The sequence below is a fragment of the Enterobacter hormaechei subsp. hoffmannii genome (genome assembly GCF_001729745.1).
Taxonomy (GTDB): Bacteria; Pseudomonadota; Gammaproteobacteria; order Enterobacterales; family Enterobacteriaceae; genus Enterobacter; species Enterobacter intestinihominis.
Genome location: NZ_CP017186.1, coordinates 3,975,359 through 3,994,603, shown reverse-complemented (window position 1 = coordinate 3,994,603; position 19,245 = coordinate 3,975,359). Strand labels below are relative to the sequence as shown.

The 19,245-nt window shown below is 54.5% G+C and carries 26 protein-coding genes; 13 read left to right on the top strand and 13 right to left on the bottom strand.

What is annotated here, in order from left to right; genetic code table 11:
- Positions 1-223 precede the first annotated feature (223 nt).
- Together elbB and mtgA are read left to right on the top strand one after the other, a co-directional pair.
- Positions 224-877 (top strand): isoprenoid biosynthesis glyoxalase ElbB, encoded by a 654-nt coding sequence (elbB, locus tag BFV65_RS18835; RefSeq protein WP_069596993.1) that lies wholly within the window; start codon positions 224-226, stop codon positions 875-877.
- On the top strand, positions 874-1,599 hold the full coding sequence (mtgA, locus tag BFV65_RS18830; protein ID WP_069596992.1) for a monofunctional biosynthetic peptidoglycan transglycosylase: 726 nt from the start codon (positions 874-876) through the stop codon (positions 1,597-1,599). Before elbB ends, mtgA begins: the two co-directional genes overlap by 4 nt.
- A 39-nt stretch (positions 1,600-1,638) precedes the next feature.
- Here the strand turns inward: mtgA and npr are convergent, their stop codons facing one another.
- The 11 genes from npr to BFV65_RS18775 all read right to left on the bottom strand — a co-directional run bounded on the left by npr (position 1,639) and on the right by BFV65_RS18775 (position 9,558).
- Positions 1,639-1,911, bottom strand: a complete 273-nt coding sequence (npr, locus tag BFV65_RS18825; RefSeq protein WP_003861872.1) for a PTS phosphocarrier protein NPr — start codon at positions 1,909-1,911, stop codon at positions 1,639-1,641.
- Entirely contained in the window at positions 1,908-2,762 is an 855-nt protein-coding gene (rapZ, locus tag BFV65_RS18820; RefSeq protein WP_003861870.1) for an RNase adapter RapZ, read from the bottom strand. Before rapZ ends, npr begins: the two co-directional genes overlap by 4 nt.
- A 45-nt stretch (positions 2,763-2,807) precedes the next feature.
- On the bottom strand, positions 2,808-3,299 hold the full coding sequence (ptsN, locus tag BFV65_RS18815) for a PTS IIA-like nitrogen regulatory protein PtsN (protein WP_003861869.1): 492 nt from the start codon (positions 3,297-3,299) through the stop codon (positions 2,808-2,810).
- An 82-nt stretch (positions 3,300-3,381) separates the two neighbouring features.
- Complete coding sequence (gene hpf, locus BFV65_RS18810; RefSeq protein WP_014171818.1) at positions 3,382-3,669, bottom strand: ribosome hibernation promoting factor; 288 nt, start codon at positions 3,667-3,669, stop codon at positions 3,382-3,384.
- Between the two features lie 22 nt (positions 3,670-3,691).
- Positions 3,692-5,125: an RNA polymerase factor sigma-54 gene (gene rpoN, locus BFV65_RS18805; protein WP_022649530.1), complete on the bottom strand. Its 1,434-nt coding sequence runs from the start codon at positions 5,123-5,125 to the stop codon at positions 3,692-3,694.
- 47 nt (positions 5,126-5,172) lie between these two features.
- Complete coding sequence (lptB, locus tag BFV65_RS18800) at positions 5,173-5,898, bottom strand: LPS export ABC transporter ATP-binding protein (RefSeq protein ID WP_003861862.1); 726 nt, start codon at positions 5,896-5,898, stop codon at positions 5,173-5,175.
- A gap of 6 nt (positions 5,899-5,904) precedes the next feature.
- Entirely contained in the window at positions 5,905-6,459 is a 555-nt protein-coding gene (gene lptA, locus BFV65_RS18795) for a lipopolysaccharide ABC transporter substrate-binding protein LptA (protein ID WP_006812136.1), read from the bottom strand.
- A complete protein-coding gene (gene lptC, locus BFV65_RS18790) occupies positions 6,428-7,003 on the bottom strand; it encodes an LPS export ABC transporter periplasmic protein LptC (RefSeq protein WP_022649529.1) in 576 nt (191 codons plus the stop codon). The genes lptA and lptC overlap by 32 nt, the downstream gene beginning before the upstream one ends.
- Positions 7,000-7,566: a 3-deoxy-manno-octulosonate-8-phosphatase KdsC gene (gene kdsC, locus BFV65_RS18785; protein ID WP_017382729.1), complete on the bottom strand. Its 567-nt coding sequence runs from the start codon at positions 7,564-7,566 to the stop codon at positions 7,000-7,002. The genes lptC and kdsC overlap by 4 nt, the downstream gene beginning before the upstream one ends.
- 14 nt (positions 7,567-7,580) lie before the next feature.
- The gene (gene kdsD / locus BFV65_RS18780) at positions 7,581-8,567 is read right to left on the bottom strand and encodes an arabinose-5-phosphate isomerase KdsD (protein WP_003861853.1); all 987 of its coding nucleotides are present in this window, start codon (positions 8,565-8,567) and stop codon (positions 7,581-7,583) included.
- A gap of 13 nt (positions 8,568-8,580) precedes the next feature.
- Positions 8,581-9,558 carry a calcium/sodium antiporter gene (locus BFV65_RS18775; protein WP_003861852.1) on the bottom strand — a complete coding sequence of 326 codons (978 nt, stop codon included), beginning with the start codon at positions 9,556-9,558 and terminating at the stop codon, positions 8,581-8,583.
- 227 nt (positions 9,559-9,785) lie between these two features.
- On the opposite strand from BFV65_RS18775, the gene mlaF reads away from it, so the two are divergent.
- The 7 genes from mlaF (at position 9,786) to murA (ending at position 14,579) form a co-directional block, all read left to right on the top strand.
- Positions 9,786-10,598, top strand: coding sequence for a phospholipid ABC transporter ATP-binding protein MlaF (gene mlaF / locus BFV65_RS18770; RefSeq protein ID WP_022649527.1), 813 nt, complete (start codon positions 9,786-9,788; stop codon positions 10,596-10,598).
- A 7-nt stretch (positions 10,599-10,605) separates the two neighbouring features.
- Positions 10,606-11,388 (top strand): lipid asymmetry maintenance ABC transporter permease subunit MlaE, encoded by a 783-nt coding sequence (gene mlaE, locus BFV65_RS18765; protein ID WP_003861848.1) that lies wholly within the window; start codon positions 10,606-10,608, stop codon positions 11,386-11,388.
- Positions 11,389-11,392: 4 nt separating this feature from the next.
- Positions 11,393-11,941, top strand: a complete 549-nt coding sequence (mlaD, locus tag BFV65_RS18760) for an outer membrane lipid asymmetry maintenance protein MlaD (protein ID WP_022649526.1) — start codon at positions 11,393-11,395, stop codon at positions 11,939-11,941.
- 18 nt (positions 11,942-11,959) lie between these two features.
- On the top strand, positions 11,960-12,595 hold the full coding sequence (gene mlaC / locus BFV65_RS18755) for a phospholipid-binding protein MlaC (protein WP_006812130.1): 636 nt from the start codon (positions 11,960-11,962) through the stop codon (positions 12,593-12,595).
- Entirely contained in the window at positions 12,595-12,888 is a 294-nt protein-coding gene (gene mlaB, locus BFV65_RS18750) for a lipid asymmetry maintenance protein MlaB (protein WP_022649525.1), read from the top strand. The genes mlaC and mlaB overlap by 1 nt, the downstream gene beginning before the upstream one ends.
- Before the next feature lie 126 nt (positions 12,889-13,014).
- Positions 13,015-13,269, top strand: coding sequence for a BolA family iron metabolism protein IbaG (ibaG, locus tag BFV65_RS18745; RefSeq protein ID WP_003861840.1), 255 nt, complete (start codon positions 13,015-13,017; stop codon positions 13,267-13,269).
- Between the two features lie 50 nt (positions 13,270-13,319).
- A complete protein-coding gene (gene murA / locus BFV65_RS18740; RefSeq protein ID WP_006812128.1) occupies positions 13,320-14,579 on the top strand; it encodes a UDP-N-acetylglucosamine 1-carboxyvinyltransferase in 1,260 nt (419 codons plus the stop codon).
- 63 nt (positions 14,580-14,642) lie between these two features.
- Here murA and sfsB read toward each other — a convergent pair whose 3' ends face one another.
- Both sfsB and ispB read right to left on the bottom strand, forming a co-directional pair.
- On the bottom strand, positions 14,643-14,930 hold the full coding sequence (gene sfsB, locus BFV65_RS18735) for a DNA-binding transcriptional regulator SfsB (RefSeq protein ID WP_017382732.1): 288 nt from the start codon (positions 14,928-14,930) through the stop codon (positions 14,643-14,645).
- A gap of 229 nt (positions 14,931-15,159) precedes the next feature.
- Complete coding sequence (gene ispB, locus BFV65_RS18730) at positions 15,160-16,131, bottom strand: octaprenyl diphosphate synthase (protein WP_006812126.1); 972 nt, start codon at positions 16,129-16,131, stop codon at positions 15,160-15,162.
- A 257-nt stretch (positions 16,132-16,388) separates the two neighbouring features.
- Here ispB and rplU point away from each other — a divergent pair, with 257 nt between their 5' ends.
- The 4 genes from rplU (at position 16,389) to cgtA (ending at position 19,229) form a co-directional block, all read left to right on the top strand.
- Positions 16,389-16,700: a 50S ribosomal protein L21 gene (gene rplU, locus BFV65_RS18725; RefSeq protein ID WP_003025032.1), complete on the top strand. Its 312-nt coding sequence runs from the start codon at positions 16,389-16,391 to the stop codon at positions 16,698-16,700.
- 19 nt (positions 16,701-16,719) lie between these two features.
- A complete protein-coding gene (gene rpmA / locus BFV65_RS18720; protein ID WP_003861831.1) occupies positions 16,720-16,977 on the top strand; it encodes a 50S ribosomal protein L27 in 258 nt (85 codons plus the stop codon).
- 95 nt (positions 16,978-17,072) lie between these two features.
- Entirely contained in the window at positions 17,073-18,038 is a 966-nt protein-coding gene (locus tag BFV65_RS18715) for a DMT family transporter (RefSeq protein ID WP_003861826.1), read from the top strand.
- Positions 18,039-18,053: 15 nt separating this feature from the next.
- Entirely contained in the window at positions 18,054-19,229 is a 1,176-nt protein-coding gene (gene cgtA, locus BFV65_RS18710; protein WP_069596991.1) for an Obg family GTPase CgtA, read from the top strand.
- The last annotated feature ends 16 nt before the right edge of the window (positions 19,230-19,245 follow it).

The following is a 19,245-nucleotide window of genomic DNA, read 5'->3' as shown; positions in this document are numbered from 1 at the left end:
TACCGGGGTGCGCGAATACTGCGCCAACACCAGGGAAATCGTGGCTGCGCCTGATTTTTATGGGTTGTTTTCGCATGGACGCCGCCTGAAAATTAAGGCCGCACGCAGATAAGATAGCAAATCTTAAACAGTTTGTTACATGAATCAGTGAAATGTGTGAAGCATAGCGTTTTAATCAGAATTTTTAATGTGCTTCAGCGAGTTGCATAGAAGGATCGTCAGAATGAAGAAAGTGGGTGTCGTGCTGAGCGGATGTGGCGTTTACGATGGTTCAGAGATACATGAAACCGTATTAACGCTGCTGGCATTATCGCGCCAGGGGGCCGACGTTATCTGCTTCGCTCCGGATAAAACGCAGGCAGACGTGGTTAATCATCTTACCGGCGAGCCAATGGCGGAAAGCCGTAACGTGCTGATTGAAGCGGCACGTATTGTGCGCGGGGATATTCATCCGCTGGTACAGGCCGATGCGGCTGAGCTAGATGCGCTCATCGTGCCGGGCGGCTTTGGCGCGGCGAAAAACCTGAGCACGTTTGCAACGCAAGGCGCGGCGTGTCAGGTCGAGACCGACTTAAAAGCGCTATCGCTGGCGATGCATGCGGCAGGTAAGCCGCAGGGCTTTATCTGCATTGCGCCAGCCATGCTGCCGAAGATTTTTGATTTCCCGCTGCGGCTCACGATCGGAACCGACATTGATACTGCTGAAATTGTCGAAGATATGGGCGGCGAACACGTGCCATGTCCGGTAGACGACATTGTGGTGGATGAGGACAATAAAATCGTCACCACGCCGGCGTATATGCTGGCGCAGAACATTGCCGAGGCTGCTGCAGGCATTGAAAAGCTGGTGGACAGAGTGCTGGTTCTTACCGAATGAGCCGTAAATTATCCCCTGGCGGGTGGTTAAAACGGATCCTGCTGCGTATTGTGCTGGTCCTGGCCGTTTTTTGGGGCGGAGGCATTGCGCTGTTCAGCATCCTGCCCGTCCCGTTCTCGGCCGTGATGGCAGAGCGGCAGATTAGCGCCTGGCTCTCGGGTGATTTTGGCTATGTTGCCCACTCAGACTGGGTCGGCATGGATGAAATATCCCCGTGGATGGGGCTGGCGGTCATTGCGGCAGAAGATCAGAAATTCCCGGAGCACTGGGGTTTTGACGTGGCGGCTATCGAGAAGGCGCTGGATCATAATGAACGTCATGAAAACCGCGTCCGCGGTGCGTCGACGCTTTCCCAGCAGACGGTAAAAAACCTGTTCTTATGGGACGGTCGCAGCTGGGTGAGAAAAGGGCTGGAGACCGGGCTGACGCTGGGCGTCGAGACGGTGTGGAGCAAAAAACGCATTTTGACTGTTTACCTGAATATCGCGGAGTTTGGTGACGGCGTGTTTGGCGTCGAAGCGGCATCGCAGCGCTATTTTGGCAAGCCCGCCAGCAGGCTGACTATGTCCGAAGCGGCACTGCTTGCCGCCGTGCTGCCGAACCCGCTGCGTTTTAAGGCCAGCGCGCCGTCAGGCTACGTGCGAAGCCGCCAGGCGTGGATTATGCGCCAGATGCGTCAGCTGGGTGGGGAAGGGTTTATGGAGCGAAATAATCTTATGTAAAGCGGGTAAGCGCAGCGCTACCCGCCGACGTGGCGAACGTTAATCTTCGTCAAACCCGGCGTTAAACAGGGCAATCACTGCCGCCAGCGCTTCTTCTTCCTGCGGGCCGGTGGCTTCAACTTCAATCTGGCGGCCTTTGGCAGAATCCAGCATCAGCAGCGCAATCACGCTGTTGGCTTCTGCCTCGGTTCCCTCATCGTTGCGCAGCAGCACCTCAGCATCAAAACCCTGCATCAGTTCAAACAGCTTCATCGCCGGGCGCGCATGCATGCCCAGCTTATTGGTGATTTCGACGGTCTGTTTTACGGTCATGTTTTGCGTTTTTCCAGCGTGCGATGACGGGACTGAACGTTCTTCCCGCGTGAGCGGAAGTAATCGGCCAGCTGTTCGGCAATGTAGACCGAACGATGTTTACCGCCGGTACAGCCAATCGCCACCGTCAGGTAGCTACGATTGTTTGTCTCCAGCATAGGTAACCATAGCTCAAGGTAGCTTCGCGTCTGGTAGATAAAATTGTGTACTTCTGTGTGTCGGTCGAGGAACGCCGCCACCGGCTTATCCAGACCGGTCATCGGACGCAGTTTCGGATCCCAGTGTGGGTTCGGCAGGAAACGCACATCAAAAACGTAATCCGCATCGATAGGGATACCGTGCTTAAAGCCGAAGGATTCAAACACCATCGTCAGTTCGCGCTCGCGCTTGCCGAGTAAGCGAGTACGCAGCATTTCCGCCAGCTCGTGGACGGACATTTCTGAAGTGTCGACAATCAGGTCGGCCCGGGAACGCAGCGGCTCAAGCAGATCGCTCTCTTTATCGATGGCGCTTTCCAGCGAAAGATTTTTACTCGAGAGCGGGTGCAAACGACGTGTATCGCTGTAACGGCGGATCAGCGTGTTGCGGTCAGCATCCAGGAACAAGAGCTGAGGCGAGAAGCACTCCGGCAGGCTGTTCATTGCCTGCTCGAAGATTTCCGGCGATTCCGGCATGTTACGCACGTCAATACTGACGGCGGCAGAGATTTGCCTGTCCGCCAGCGTCCGCGCCAGATCGGGTAACAGCACTACCGGCAGGTTATCTACGCAGTAAAATCCCATGTCTTCCAGCGCGCGCAGGGCCACGGACTTCCCGGACCCCGAACGACCGCTGACGATCATCAGCACCATGTTCCGTTTCTCCTCAGGGAAGCCGTTCTGAAGGCCCTTTCCCGATTATGCCTCATCCTGATTGCCTTCTGCTTCAGTGATAATTTGATAAAGCTCTTCATCACTTTGAGCTGAGCGCAGTCGACGACAAATGGTTTTATCCGCCAGACGTTTGGCAACCAGCGACAGCGTGTGCAGGTGGGTTTTGGTCTGATCGGCAGGAACCAGCAGCGCGAAGAGCAGATCCACAGGCTGGTTATCGATGGCGTCAAAAGCGATAGGCGTTTCCAGTTGCACAAACACCCCCACGGCACGCAGCGTATCTTCTTCCAGCTTGCCATGCGGGATCGCAATGCCATTGCCGATGCCGGTACTGCCCATTTTTTCACGGGTCAGAATGGCTTCAAACACGATCTGCGGCGGCAGACCCAGCTGTTTTGCGGCCAGCTCACTGATGATTTCCAGCGCACGTTTTTTGCTCTGGCAGTGAACGCCACTGCGGGTACAATCCTGGTTAAGGACATTGCTCAGTTGAAGAGCGGAATCGTTGTTTATCATAATTTCACCTAAGCGCTAACTGTACAAATGGCCTGTTGTGTTTCACAACAGGCCGTCCTGCACCCGTTAACTGCCCGGACAATTAGTGTTGTTTCAGTTTATCTTTATGTTTATTGAGCTGTCTCGCAAGCTTATCAATCAAGCCGTCGATAGCCGCGTACATGTCTTGCCCTTCCGCACTGGCATGAAGTTCCCCTCCGTTGACGTGCAGGGTCGCATCCGAGATATGCGTCACTTTCTCCACTTTCAACACAACATAGACCTGGTTGATCCTCTCGAAATACTGCTCGAGTTTCGCGAACTTAGCGTTTACAAAATCGCGTAAAGCCTCAGTAATTTCGACGTTATGTCCGGTGATATTGAGCTGCATAGTGTCTTCCTTATCGGTTGTGTCAAACCAGTTGTTTACGCTGGTTAGACGGCGGAATGGATAAAGACTCTCGATACTTCGCGACAGTACGGCGTGCCACCATAATACCCTGATCGGACAGCATGGTGGTTAACTTACTGTCACTGAGTGGCTTCGCGGGGTTCTCCGCGGCGATCAACTTCTTCACCAGTGCGCGAATAGCCGTTGACGAGGCTTCGCCGCCGCCTTCGGTGTTCACGTGGCTGGAGAAGAAATACTTAAGCTCAAAAATACCGCGTGGGCTGTGCAGATACTTCTGCGTGGTCACGCGGGAAATGGTTGATTCATGCATCTCGACGGCCTGGGCGATGTCCGCCAGCACCATCGGTTTCATAAATTCTTCGCCCTGCTCAAAGAATGCCTGCTGCTGTTCGACAATACAGCGGCTGACGCGCAGCAGCGTGTCATTACGGCTTTCCAGACTCTTAATCAACCAGCGTGCTTCCTGAAGGTTGCTGCGAATGTATTGATTATCAGCGTCGTTACGGGCGCTGGTGCACATGGAGGCGTATTGCTGGTTGATTTGCAGGCGAGGAATGCTGTCGGCGTTCAGTTCAACGACCCAGCGGCCATTGTGTTTTCTCACCAGCACATCAGGAATAACGTATTCCGGTTCGCTGGTCTGGATAGATTGCCCCGGACGCGGATCGAGTGACTGGATCAGATTCACCGCTTCCTTCAGCACCTCTTCTTTGAGGCGCGTGACGCGCATCAGGGTGCGGAAGTCGTGATTTGCCAGCAAATCCAGATGCTCGCTGATGATGAGCCGGGCTTCATCAATCCACGGTGTCTCTTTGGCAAACTGCGAAAGCTGGATCAGAAGGCAGTCGCGCAGATCTTTCGCGGCGACGCCAATCGGGTCGAAACGCTGAACGCGTTTCAGGACGGCTTCGATCTCTTCCAGTTCAATCTCGTCATCGCCGATGCTTTCCAGAATCTCGTCCAGCGTCACGGTCAAATAGCCCGTGTCGTCAACGGCATCGACAATCGAGGTGGCAATGGCGCGATCGGTATCGGAGAAAGGCGTCAGCTCCACCTGCCACATCAGGTAGTCCTGAAGCGACTGGGTAGTTTCGCCCTGGTAGACCGGGAGTTCATCGTCCTGGTAATCTGCACGCGTCCCGGAAGGGGTACCCGCGGTGTAGATTTCATCCCAGCTGGCATCCAGCGGCAGTTCCTCCGGCATCTCTTTCTGTTCGAGCGCATCTACGGAGTCGAGCGTTTCTGTGTCCTGCGTCTGCTGAGCGTCTACCTCGTCATGAAGATCGGTTTGCTCCAGCAGCGGATTGCTGTCCAGCGCCTGCTGGAGCTCCTGCTGGAGTTCTAACGTGGACAGCTGCAACAGACGGATTGCCTGTTGTAGCTGCGGCGTCATGGCCAGTTGCTGGCTGAGCCGTAATTGCAAACCTTGCTTCATGTTCAGAGCGTTTTTCTCCGGTTCGGCGTGACTTAACCTCTACCCTATCAGAGTCTGAAGTCTTCCCCAAGGTACACGCGCTTAACATGCTCATCTTCGAGGATTTGCTGCGGCGTACCGTGGGCAATCAGATGGCCCTGGCTCACTATGTAGGCGCGCTCACACACGGCCAGCGTTTCACGAACGTTGTGGTCCGTGATCAGCACGCCAAGCCCGCTGTCGCGCAGGTGCTCAATAATACGTTTGATATCGATAACGGAGATGGGGTCAACGCCCGCAAACGGTTCATCCAGGAGGATAAATTTCGGGTTTGCTGCCAGCGCGCGCGCAATCTCAACGCGGCGGCGTTCACCACCGGACAGCGCCTGACCGAGGCTGTCACGCAGATGTTCAATATGAAACTCTTCCATCAGCTCGTTCGCACGGTCAGTGCGCTGCTCGCTGGTCAGATCGTCACGGATCTGAAGCACGGCCATCAGGTTGTCGAACACGCTTAAGCGGCGGAAGATGGAGGCTTCCTGCGGCAGATAGCCGATGCCACGACGCGCGCGGGCATGCAGTGGCAGCAGGCTGATATCTTCATCATCGATGATGATGTTGCCGGCGTCACGCGGGACGATGCCCACCACCATGTAGAAGGTCGTGGTTTTACCCGCCCCGTTAGGGCCAAGCAAACCCACGATTTCGCCGGAGTTGACGGTCAGACTGACATCTTCGACGACGCGGCGGCCCTTATACGCTTTCGCGAGGTTTTTTGCAGTTAAAGTTGCCATAACGAATTAGTTACTCTTTTTCTGTGCCGGAGCCTGGCCGTTGTTCTTGTCCTGCAATTGCGAAGGCACAAGAACGGTCGTGACGCGTTTGCCTTTTTCACTGGAGGCCTGCATTTTCTGCTCTTTCACCAGATAAGTGATTTTGTCGCCTTTGATATTGCTGTCCAGCTGTTCCAGGTAAGCATTACCGGTCAGGATGACCAGATCCTTCGCCAGTTCATAGTGCATATGCGAGGCATGGCCTTTCACCGGCTTGCCGTTGTCCTGCATCTGGTAGAAGGTGGCCGGGTTACCATAACCATCGATAATCTCTTTGCCCTGCTCGCCGCCCGGTCGGGTAACGACCACTTTGTCGGCGTTGATTTTGATGGTGCCCTGGGTCATGACCACGTTGCCGGTAAAGGTGACGACGTTACCCTGCATATCCAGAGACTGGGTATCGGATTCAATATGAATCGGCTGTTCGGTATCGCCAGTCACAGCAAGCGCGGGAAGACTGGCCGCCAGCAGCGCGCTGGCGATAACAACTTTAAGGCTGAGTTTGTTTGTTTTGAATTTCATAGGAGGTTCTAACCTTTTCAATCAGCTCGGCGTTTTTGCTGCGTAAGTTCCCGCGCATTCTTAAACCGCTGGAATTAAATGTTGTGCCATACAGGGTGACTAAATCCTGCGACGTGACATCCTGGGTGACCAGGTTGATCTGGGCGTTATCCGTCGTAATTTTTCGCAGTTGCGCGTCAGCGGTCAGGGCGTTGACCTCAACGTGACCATACAGGTAAAGCATACGGTCATTTGTCAGTTTTGCCCGGTCAGACTTGATAGACCACGTCGGCACTTTGTCCGTATCAAAGGTGGTCATGACCGGTTGGGTAAACCACGAAGTACCGTCATCTGAAAAATATTCTACATGCTGAGCAACGAGGCGATAGTTCAGCGCGCCTTCCGGGCTATAGACCACGGTGTCGCTGTGATCGCTTTTATAGGTCGGGTCGCTCGTGTTAACCACTTCCGCTTGCGTATCTTCGCGGTCAGCGAGGTTTACGCCAATCAGTACCAGGGCGACAAGCGCAAGCAGAATGATAACCCAACGTCTGGTTTTACTCATATCGATTGCCCTTTCGCCTCATCAAGCTTGCCCTGCGCCAGCAGAAGCAGATCGCAGACTTCACGGACGGCGCCGCGGCCACCGTGAATATGGGTAACATAATCAGCACGCGGGATCAGCAGCGGGTGCGCGTCAGCCACGGCGATGCTCAGACCCACCTCCGCCATGACTGGCCAGTCGATCAAATCATCCCCGACGTATGCCACATTCTCTGGTGCAATGGCCAGTTTTCCCAACAGATCCCGGAAGGCTACCATCTTATCAGACTGCCCCTGATAGAGATGGGTAATGCCCAGCGTTTCACACCGATCTTCTACCAGTTTAGCTTTCCGCCCGGTGATGATTGCAACTTCAATACCGGACGTGAGCGCACAGCGGATACCGTAACCGTCGCGAACGTTAAAGGCTTTCAGCTCTTCGCCGTTATTGCCCATATAAATCAGACCGTCGGAGAGCACACCATCCACATCGAGGATCAGCAGGCGGATATTTTCCGCCTTTGCCATCATGTGGGCGCTCACCGGGCCATAACAGGTTGCAAGGGATGCACCCGCATTACTCATTGTCTTATCCTTCATTACACTACGCCAGCGCGCAGCAGATCATGCATATGTACCACACCCAGCAGTTGGTCGCCATCGGCAACCATCACTGAGGTAATATGACGGGACTGCATCAGGTTCAGTACATCTACCGCCAGCGTGCCCGGACGGACGCGGATCCCGCCGGGTGTCATTACATCAGCGATGCCCAGCGTTCGGACATCCACACCCATATCGAATACCCGGCGCAGGTCGCCGTCGGTGAAAATGCCCTGAATCTTCATCAGATCGTCGCAGATAACCGTCATGCCCAGGTTTTTACGGGTGATCTCCAGTAACGCGTCGCGCAAAGAGGCCTCTTTGCTGACGTGCGGGATCTCATCCCCGGTGTGCATAATATCGTTGACCCGCAGCAGCAGTTTGCGCCCGAGCGCGCCGCCGGGGTGAGACAGAGCGAAATCTTCAGGCGTAAAACCGCGGGCTTCCAGCAGCGCAACGGCAAGGGCATCGCCCATCACCAGCGCGGCGGTTGTGCTGGAGGTCGGCGCCAGCCCCAGCGGACAGGCTTCTTTCGGCACCTTCACGCACAGGTGAATATCTGCCGCACGCGCCATGCTGCTTTCCGGGCGGCTGGTCATGCAAATCAGCGGTACGTGCAGACGCTTCAGCACCGGGATCAACGCCAGGATTTCATTCGATTCCCCGGAGTTGGACAGCGCAATAACCACGTCCTGCGGCGTAACCATGCCGAGGTCACCGTGCGCGGCTTCACCGGGATGAACGAAGAATGACGACGTGCCGGTACTGGCAAAGGTCGCCGCCATTTTGCGCCCGATATGGCCGGATTTGCCCATCCCCATCACCACGACTTTACCGGCGCAGTAGAACATCTTCTCACAGGCCAGACTAAAATCCTGATTAATGTACTGATCTAACTGCGCCAGACCTTCACGTTCAATCTCCAGAACGTCTTTGCCTGCTTTCTGAAAGTCAAAACCCGGCTGCAATTCTATTTGCGACATAATGCGTTTCCGTTTACCCAGAGAGAAGTGGCGAGAGCCAGTACAGCATCGCCAGCCATACGATAAATCCACCCGTCAGCAGCGCGCCCGCGCCTTTGCCGATCTGCTCTTTTCGCCGCCAGCAGAGCAGGGCGAAAATTACGCTGACCAGTAGCATCACACCGTAATCGCGCGTGAAGACCATAGGGTTAAACGGCCCCGGTGAGATTAATGCCGGCAGCCCCGTCACGATCGCGATATTGAAAATATTCGAGCCAATGATATTGCCGATGGCGATATCATCTTCCCCTTTACGCGCCCCGGCGATGGCGGTAGCCAGCTCTGGCAGGCTGGTGCCGATGGCGATGACCGTCAGACCGATTGTCAGTTCGCTCATCGCAAACGCGTTCGCCAGCACCGTCGCGTTATCGACCACCATCCGCGTGGCCATTGGCATTATGATCAGCGCGACGCCCAGCCACAGCAGGGCGACGGGTAAGGTCCCTTCCCGTGGCAGTTCGGCGAGATGCTCACGCGTGAGGCTATCGTTACCCTGTTTTTCCGCCAGACGTGCGATCTTCACGCTGTAAAGCAACCAGATCACGGCCAGGGCGAGCAGGAATATACCGTCACCGACGCTCAGCACCCCGTCATAAAGCACATAGCCTGCCAGCAGACTGACGACTAACATTAGCGGCAATTCACGACGCAAAACATCGGAATGTACGCGAAATGGATGCAGTAATGCGGCTAAGCCTAAAATCAGCAAGATATTGACGATGTTAGAGCCAATCGCAGTGCCAATAGCGAGGTCGACCTGGCCATGCAACGAGGCTGAAACAGAAACGATGATTTCAGGAAGCGATGTGCCTACACTGACCACCGTCATCCCAATAATGATGGGCGGCATGCCAATGAGTCGACAGAGAATGGATGCGGCAAAGACCAAACGGTCAGCACTGTAGACCACCAACAGTAAACCAATTATTAACAGTGCTGTTGCTAAAAGCATCAAAAGTCCTTTCTTCAGGTATACTCGCTGGTCCACTGCGCACGAATTTTAGCGCCAGATGAAGTCTGAGACGTGACGAATTCCTAATTTTGACTTTATGCGCCGGAAAAGTAAAACAAATGCCAGCTTTCGCTAACCCCAATAGTGAATATTCTGTAAAAATGCGGGGTTTAGGGCTGATTTACGCTTCATGCCAGCAGTGAAGCAAGGTAAGTAAGGAACCATAAATGAGCCAAACGATGGCGAATATAGTCGATGTCCGGGGCGTCAGTTTTTCTCGCGGCAACCGGGTGATATTTGATGATATTTCGCTGACCGTGCCGCGCGGTAAAATCACCGCCATCATGGGGCCGTCAGGGATCGGTAAAACGACGTTGCTGCGTCTTATCGGCGGGCAAATCCCCCCTGATAGCGGCGAAATTCTCTTCGACGGTGAAAACGTCCCGGAGATGTCTCGCTCGCGCCTCTACACGGTTCGCAAACGGATGAGCATGCTCTTTCAGTCGGGTGCGCTATTCACCGATATGAACGTATTTGACAACGTGGCCTATCCGCTGCGTGAGCATACCCATCTTCCTCCTGCGCTGTTGCACAGCACGGTGATGATGAAGCTTGAAGCCGTGGGGTTGCGGGGGGCTGCGAAACTTATGCCGTCCGAACTCTCGGGTGGGATGGCGCGCCGCGCCGCGCTGGCGCGTGCTATTGCCCTGGAACCCGATTTAATCATGTTCGATGAACCGTTCGTTGGGCAGGACCCTATCACCATGGGCGTGCTGGTGAAGTTAATCTCGGAGCTGAACAGCGCCCTTGGCGTCACCTGCGTGGTGGTTTCCCACGACGTGCCGGAAGTGCTGAGCATTGCTGATTACGCCTATATTGTGGCTGACAAAAAGATCGTCGCCCACGGCAGCGCTCAGGCGTTGCAGGAGAATGGCGATCCGCGCGTGCGGCAGTTCCTGGACGGTATCGCAGATGGGCCGGTGCCTTTCCGCTATCCGGCGGGCGACTATCATGACGATTTACTGGGAATAGGGAGTTAATCCACTCATGCTGTTAAATGCGTTGGCGGGTCTTGGACACCGTGGCCTAAAAACCATCAGTACGTTCGGGCGTGCCGGATTAATGTTGTTCAACGCGCTGGTTGGCAAACCGGAGTTCCGCAAGCATGCGCCGTTACTGGTGCGGCAGCTTTATAACGTCGGCGTGCTGTCGATGCTTATCATCATCGTGTCGGGTCTTTTTATTGGCATGGTGCTGGGGTTGCAGGGGTATCTGGTGCTGACAACCTACAGCGCGGAAACCAGCCTTGGCATGCTGGTGGCGCTCTCGCTGCTGCGTGAACTCGGGCCGGTTGTAGCAGCGCTGCTGTTCGCCGGGCGTGCCGGATCAGCGCTGACGGCTGAAATTGGCCTGATGCGCGCCACAGAGCAGCTCTCCAGTATGGAGATGATGGCGGTCGATCCGCTGCGCCGGGTGATCTCGCCGCGCTTCTGGGCCGGGGTTATCTCCTTGCCGTTACTGACTATCCTCTTTGTGGCGGTAGGTATCTGGGGAGGCGCGCTGGTTGGCGTCAACTGGAAAGGCATTGATGCCGGGTTCTTCTGGTCTGCCATGCAGGACGCCATCGATCTGCGGATGGATCTGGTGAACTGTCTGATCAAGAGCGTGGTTTTCGCTGTGACGGTTACCTGGATTGCGTTGTTTAATGGTTACGATGCCATTCCGACGTCGGCGGGCATTAGCCGTGCAACGACGCGTACTGTCGTACATTCGTCGCTGGCCGTTTTAGGTCTGGATTTTGTGCTCACCGCACTGATGTTTGGGAATTGAGTTCATGCAAACGAGAAAAAATGAAATTTGGGTTGGCGTGTTTTTGCTTCTGGCGCTGCTGGCCGCGCTGTTTATCTGCCTGCGCGCGGCGGACATCACCTCTGTTCGCACCGAGCCGACGTATCGCGTCTACGCGACTTTCGATAATATCGGCGGCCTGAAGGCGCGCTCACCGGTCCGTATTGGTGGCGTCGTTATTGGACGTGTCGCTGACATTACGCTTGATGAGAAAACCTATCTGCCGCGCGTCGCAATGGATATCGAAGAACGCTATAACCACATTCCGGACACCAGCTCGCTCTCTATCCGCACCTCTGGCCTGCTGGGGGAGCAATATCTGGCCCTTAACGTTGGTTTTGAAGATCCTGAGCTGGGAACGTCTATCCTTAAAGACGGTAGCGTAATCCAGGATACCAAGTCAGCGATGGTGCTGGAAGATATGATTGGTCAGTTCCTTTACAACAGTAAAGGGGATGATAAAAAGTCTGACGATGCCCCTGCGCAGAGTGAAGACCACACCAACGTCGAACCGACGCCAGGCGCGACGAATTAATTTCAGGAGAAGTCATTCATGTTTAAACGACTGTTAATGGTTGCCATGCTGGTCATTGCCCCTCTAACCGCGGCGCACGCTGCGGATCAGAGTAACCCGTACAAACTGATGGATGAGGCCGCGAAGAAAACCTTCGACCGTCTTAAAAACGAACAGCCCAAAATCCGTTCTAACCCTGATTATCTGCGCGATGTGGTGGATCAGGAGCTGCTGCCGTATGTGCAGATCAAGTACGCGGGCGCACTGGTGCTGGGCCGTTACTACAAAGACGCGACCCCGGCGCAGCGCGAGGCTTACTTTGCGGCGTTCCGTGAATACCTGAAACAGGCTTACGGCCAGGCGCTGGCGATGTACCACGGGCAGACCTATCAGATTGCCCCTGAACAGCCGCTGGGCGATGCCACCATCATTCCTATCCGCGTGACGATTATCGATCCAAACGGTCGTCCACCGGTACGCCTGGACTTCCAGTGGCGTAAAAACAGCCAGACCGGAAACTGGCAGGCGTACGACATGATCGCTGAAGGCGTCAGCATGATCACCACTAAACAGAACGAGTGGAGCGATCTGCTGCGCACCAAAGGCATCGATGGCCTGACGGCTCAGCTTCAGTCCATCTCTCGTCAGAAAATTACCCTGGACGAGAAGAAGTAATGTCACAGCAGCTTAGCTGGGCGCGTGACGGCGAGACGTTGACGCTGACGGGAGAGCTGGATCAGGATCTGCTTAACCCGCTGTGGGACGCTCGCCATAACGCGATGCAGGGCGTGACGTTGATTGATCTCCATGGCGTCACGCGGGTAGATACCGCCGGTATCGCCCTGCTGGCGCACCTGGTGGCCACGGGCAAAAAGCAGGGGAGTAGCGTCACCCTGACGGGGGTAAGCGATAATGTCGTAACCCTTGCACAGCTTTACAATTTGCCTGAAGACGTATTACCTCGCTAACTTTTTCAGTACGTTACTTCCGAAAGCCCCGACAGTTTACGCGTCGGGGCTTTTTGCTTGTTTAAGACCGCGCCACTTTGCTCTAAGATGTTGAGCTTGTTTTCACTATCAGATGATGTAGACCCCATGGAAAATAATGAAATCCAGACAGTGCTGATGAATGCACTCTCCCTTCAGGAAGCCCACGTCTCTGGCGATGGCAGTCACTTCCAGGTTATTGCTGTGGGTGAGATGTTCGACGGAATGAGTCGCGTGAAGAAACAGCAGGCTGTGTACGCGCCGCTGATGGAATACATTGCGGATAACCGCATCCACGCCCTGTCGATTAAAGCGTTCACCCCACAGGAGTGGGCACGCGATCGCAAACTAAACGGTTTTTGAGCTGAGGGCGAAGCGCCCGCAGCACGGTTGAATTTATAAGAGAGCAAACGATGGATAAATTTCGTGTACAGGGACCCACGCGTCTCCAGGGCGAAGTCACAATTTCTGGCGCTAAAAACGCCGCGCTGCCCATTCTTTTCGCTGCGCTGCTCGCAGAAGAGCCGGTAGAGATCCAGAACGTACCGAAGCTGAAAGATATCGACACGACCATGAAGTTGCTCGGCCAGTTGGGCACCAAAGTGGAGCGTAACGGTTCCGTCTGGATCGATGCCAGCAACGTGAACAACTTCTCAGCGCCGTATGAGCTGGTGAAAACCATGCGTGCTTCCATCTGGGCGCTTGGCCCGCTGGTTGCGCGTTTCGGTCAGGGACAGGTTTCACTGCCGGGCGGATGCGCTATCGGCGCCCGTCCAGTCGACCTGCATATCTTCGGTCTGGAAAAGCTGGGCGCGGAGATCAAGCTGGAAGAGGGGTACGTTAAAGCGTCCGTCAATGGTCGCCTGAAAGGCGCGCACATTGTCATGGACAAAGTGAGCGTGGGCGCAACGGTCACCATCATGTCGGCTGCTACGCTGGCAGAAGGGACCACGATCATCGAAAACGCCGCGCGTGAACCGGAGATTGTGGATACTGCAAACTTCCTGGTCGCGCTGGGAGCGAAGATCAGCGGGCAGGGCACAGACCGTATCACCATCGAAGGCGTTGAACGTCTGGGCGGGGGTGTCTATCGCGTACTGCCAGACCGTATCGAAACCGGTACTTTCCTGGTAGCCGCGGCCATTTCTGGCGGTAAGATTGTCTGCCGTAACGCCCAGCCGGATACCCTGGATGCGGTGCTGGCGAAGCTGCGCGATGCGGGTGCGGACATTGAAATCGGTGAAGACTGGATCAGCCTGGATATGCACGGGCAGCGTCCTAAAGCCGTTAACGTGCGTACTGCGCCACATCCGGCATTCCCGACGGATATGCAGGCACAGTTCACGCTGTTGAACCTGGTGGCCGAAGGCACGGGCTTCATCACGGAAACCATCTTCGAAAACCGTTTCATGCACGTACCGGAACTGATCCGTATGGGTGCGCATGCTGAGATTGAAAGCAACACGGTAATTTGCCACGGCGTTGAAAAACTGTCCGGTGCGCAGGTGATGGCGACCGATCTGCGCGCATCTGCGAGCCTCGTACTGGCAGGTTGTATTGCGGAAGGGACTACCGTTGTCGATCGTATCTACCACATCGATCGTGGTTACGAGCGTATTGAAGACAAACTGCGCGCGCTGGGTGCGAATATCGAGCGTGTGAAGGGCGAGTAATCGTTCCGGCACCCCCCTGCCAGAACAGGCCGGGGGATTGCTGTTCCTGTAAATCCGGGTGCATCAGTCCTGATGCGCTTTCTTCGTTTTGCTCTGGCGCATCATGCGCGTTCTGTCGATAAATTCATGGGTGATGGGATCGTGGTAGCGTGACGGCCATATCACCCACGGATGCGTATCCAGCGCCGTCGCGATAATCAGTTCCCCCTTCGGCCATGGGCGGGTCAGGGCGTTTGCCAGCGTCGACGAGCTCAGCCCATGACGACGTGATTCGGCAGCCAGCGAAGTTCCTTTTTTACGCAGTGCCGCAATAATGTCAGCAGAATGCCAGTCGATGAATTTTGTATCCATAATGCTGTCCTTGTGTTCGTTATCGTCCACGTCGTTTCGTGTGAAAAGACAGCATTACTATACTCACTTCGAACATCTGTTCTAAAAAGTTCATGTTACGAGAAGCAATATTCAGAATAAGGCACGGCTTTATACATACGGCCTGTAACCTGATGAGCTTACGCGTAAATGTAATTTATTGGTGCGTACTGGAACCTCCCTACGAGATCGCAGGGAGATGAGGAGGGGATTAACGGTCGCGCTGGACGGCGATGTGCGCGAGGCCGATTAGCGCATCACGCCATGGGCTGTCGGGAATGACCTGAATTGCGGCGATGGCTTTGTCTGCTTCTTCTTCAGCACGCTGACGCGTCCATTCAAGGGAACCACAGATGGCCATTGTTTCCAGTACCGGTTCCAGAAGATGGCGACCATTTCCCTGCTCGATAGCCTCCCGGATCATTTTCGCCTGCTCTGGTGTGCCATTGCGCATCGCGTGGAGCAGCGGCAGCGTTGGCTTGCCTTCGTTCAGGTCATCGCCAACGTTTTTACCGAGCGTTTCGCCATCCGCGCTGTAGTCCAGCAAATCATCAATCAGCTGGAACGCGGTGCCGAGGTAACGGCCGTAGTCCTGAAGCCCTTTTTCCTGAGCTTCGCTACAGCCTGCCAGAATGCCGGAGCACTGCGCGGCGGCTTCAAACAGACGTGCGGTCTTGCTGTAAATCACCCGCATATAGTTTTCTTCGGTGATATCCGGGTCGTTGACGTTCATCAACTGTAGGACTTCGCCTTCAGCGATAACGTTTACGGCTTCTGACATCACTTCCAGCACCTTCAGCGAGCCAAGGCTGGTCATCATCTGGAAGGCTCGGGTATAGATAAAATCCCCTACCAGAACGCTTGCCGCATTACCAAACGCGGCATTGGCGGTGGCTTTGCCACGACGCATGTCTGATTCATCCACAACATCGTCATGAAGCAGGGTGGCGGTGTGGATAAATTCGATCAGCGCCGCGATCGTGACGTGGGCATTTCCCTGATAGCCAACCGCGCGTGCGGCCAGAATGGCAATCATCGGACGAATACGTTTACCGCCGCCGCTGACGATGTAATAGCCCAACTGATTGATCAGCTGAACGTCAGAGTTGAGTTGCTCCAGGATTGCTGCATTCACACCCGCCATATCTTGCGCGGTTAACTCATTGATTTTTTCTAAATTCATCGCAAAAGCCGGGCTTTTTATCCTGTTTATCCCACACGAGATGGGTACACAAAGGGTTTCGGTTTATAAATAGTATTGCTGATTGTACTGAAAAAATGGCTCAGATAAACGTTACCGTACGTGTTGTGTTTTTTTTCTTCATGTATTGATGGTAGCACTTGTCAAAGGCTCGCGTTTTGCGTAATATTCGCGCCCTATTGTGAATATTTATAGCGCACTCTGAATCATTCGAGGATGTGCGCGGAAGCGGAGTTTATATGTACGCGGTTTTCCAAAGTGGTGGTAAACAACACCGAGTAAGCGAAGGTCAGACCGTTCGCCTGGAAAAGCTGGACATCGCAACTGGCGAATCTGTTGAGTTCGCTGAAGTTCTGATGATCGCAAACGGTGAAGAAGTCAAAATCGGCGTTCCTTTCGTTGATGGCGGCGTTATCAAAGCTGAAGTTGTTGCTCACGGTCGTGGCGAGAAAGTTAAAATCGTTAAGTTTCGTCGTCGTAAACACTATCGTAAGCAGCAGGGCCACCGTCAGTGGTTCACTGATGTGAAAATTACTGGCATCAGCGCCTAAGACCTGAGGAGAGATTTAAATGGCACATAAAAAGGCTGGCGGCTCCACACGTAACGGTCGCGATTCAGAAGCTAAACGCCTGGGCGTTAAGCGTTTCGGTGGCGAATCCGTTCTGGCGGGTAGCATCATCGTTCGTCAGCGTGGCACCAAGTTCCACGCGGGTACCAACGTAGGTTGCGGTCGTGACCACACTCTGTTTGCTAAAGCAGACGGTAAAGTGAAATTTGAAGTTAAAGGCCCGAACAACCGTAAATACATCAGCATCGTTGCTGAGTAAGGTTTTCTCGGTCCGGTAACGGATTAAAGCCCCGCAACGTGTTGCGGGGCTTTTTACATTGGAAACCCGGAAAATTTTCTGTAGGGAAAACGGGCATGAAGCAGCAGGCCGGCATTGGTATTCTTTTGGCGCTCACTACCGCGATGTGCTGGGGTGCACTGCCAATTGCAATGAAGCAGGTACTGGAAGTGATGGAACCGCCCACGGTGGTGTTTTATCGCTTCCTGATGGCAAGTATAGGCCTGGGCGCCATTCTGGCCGTCAAAGGTAAGCTGCCACCGCTGCGCATCTTCCGAAAACCGCGCTGGCTGGTGTTATTGGCTATCGCGACGGGCGGTCTGTTCGGTAACTTCATTCTGTTCAGCTCTTCCCTGCAATATCTTAGCCCTACAGCGTCTCAGGTGATTGGTCAGCTATCACCGGTCGGCATGATGGTCGCCAGCGTATTCATCCTCAAGGAGAAGATGCGCGGTACGCAGATCATCGGGGCAAGCATGTTGCTTTGCGGTCTGGTGATGTTCTTTAACACCAGTCTGATCGAGATTTTTACCCGCCTGACGGATTACACCTGGGGTGTCATTTTTGGGGTGGGTGCAGCAACGGTCTGGGTGAGTTATGGCGTCGCGCAAAAGGTGTTATTGCGTCGTCTTGCCTCACAGCAGATCCTCTTTTTGCTGTACACTTTGTGTACACTGGCATTATTGCCGTTAGCTAAGCCGGGGGTGATTACCCAGCTCAGCGACTGGCAACTGGCGTGCCTCATTTTTTGTGGGCTGAACACGCTGGTCGGTTATGGCGCGCTGGCTGAAGCTATGGCGCGCTGGCAGGCAGCACAGGTTAGCGCCTTAATCACGCTTACCCCGCTGTTTACGCTGTTATTTTCAGATTTGTTATCAATGGCCTGGCCCGATGTCTTCGTCAAGCCGATGCTCAACCTGTTGGGTTATCTCGGTGCGTTTGTCGTGGTTGCGGGCGCGATGTATTCCGCCATTGGTCATCGTCTCTGGGGGCGTTGGCGCAAAAATGAAGCGGTTGTAATAGTCCCCCGCTCAGGCGAATGAGTTACGGAGAGTAAAATGAAGTTTGTTGATGAAGCGACGATTCTGGTCGTGGCAGGTGATGGCGGTAACGGTTGTGTAAGCTTCCGCCGTGAAAAATATATTCCTCGTGGCGGTCCTGACGGCGGTGACGGTGGGGACGGTGGCGACGTGTGGCTGGAGGCGGATGAAAACCTCAACACGCTGATCGACTACCGTTTCGAAAAATCTTTCCGCGCCGAACGTGGGCAGAATGGCCAGAGCCGCGACTGTACCGGTAAACGCGGTAAAGACGTGACGATCAAAGTGCCGGTAGGTACGCGTGTCATCGATCAGGGCACGGGCGAAACCATGGGTGATATGACCAAACACGGTCAGCGCCTGATGGTGGCGAAAGGCGGCTGGCACGGTCTGGGTAACAGCCGTTTCAAATCTTCCGTTAACCGTACCCCGCGTCAGAAAACCATGGGTACCCCGGGTGATAAGCGCGACCTGCAACTGGAACTGATGCTGCTGGCGGATGTGGGGATGCTGGGTATGCCAAACGCCGGTAAATCGACGTTTATCCGTGCGGTCTCTGCGGCGAAACCAAAAGTGGCGGATTATCCGTTTACGACGCTGGTACCGAGCCTGGGCGTTGTCCGTATGGATAACGAGAAGAGCTTCGTGATCGCTGACATCCCGGGTCTGATTGAAGGGGCAGCAGAAGGCGCCGGTCTGGGGATTCGCTTCCTGAAGCACCTTGAGCGTTGTCGCGTACTGTTGCACCTCATCGACATCGATCCAATCGACGGTTCCGATCCGGTTGAAAACGCCCGTATCATTATCGGTGAGCTGGAGAAATACAGTGAAAAACTGGCGCAAAAACCGCGCTGGCTGGTATTTAACAAGATCGACCTGATGGATAAAGCGGAAGCTGAAGCGAAAGCTAAAGCGATTGCCGAAGCGATGGGTTGGGAAGATAAGTACTACCTGATCTCTGCCGCCAGCCAGGTTGGCGTGAAAGATCTCTGCTGGGATGTGATGACCTTTATCATCGAGAATCCGGTTGTTCAGGCAGAAGAGGCAAAACAGCCTGAAAAAGTTGAATTCATGTGGGATGACTACCACCGCCAGCAGCTCGAAGAGCTGGAAGCGGATGAAGATGATGAAGACTGGGACGATGACTGGGATGAAGACGACGAAGAAGGCGTCGAGTTCATCTACAAGCACTAACTTCAGTATAAAGCCC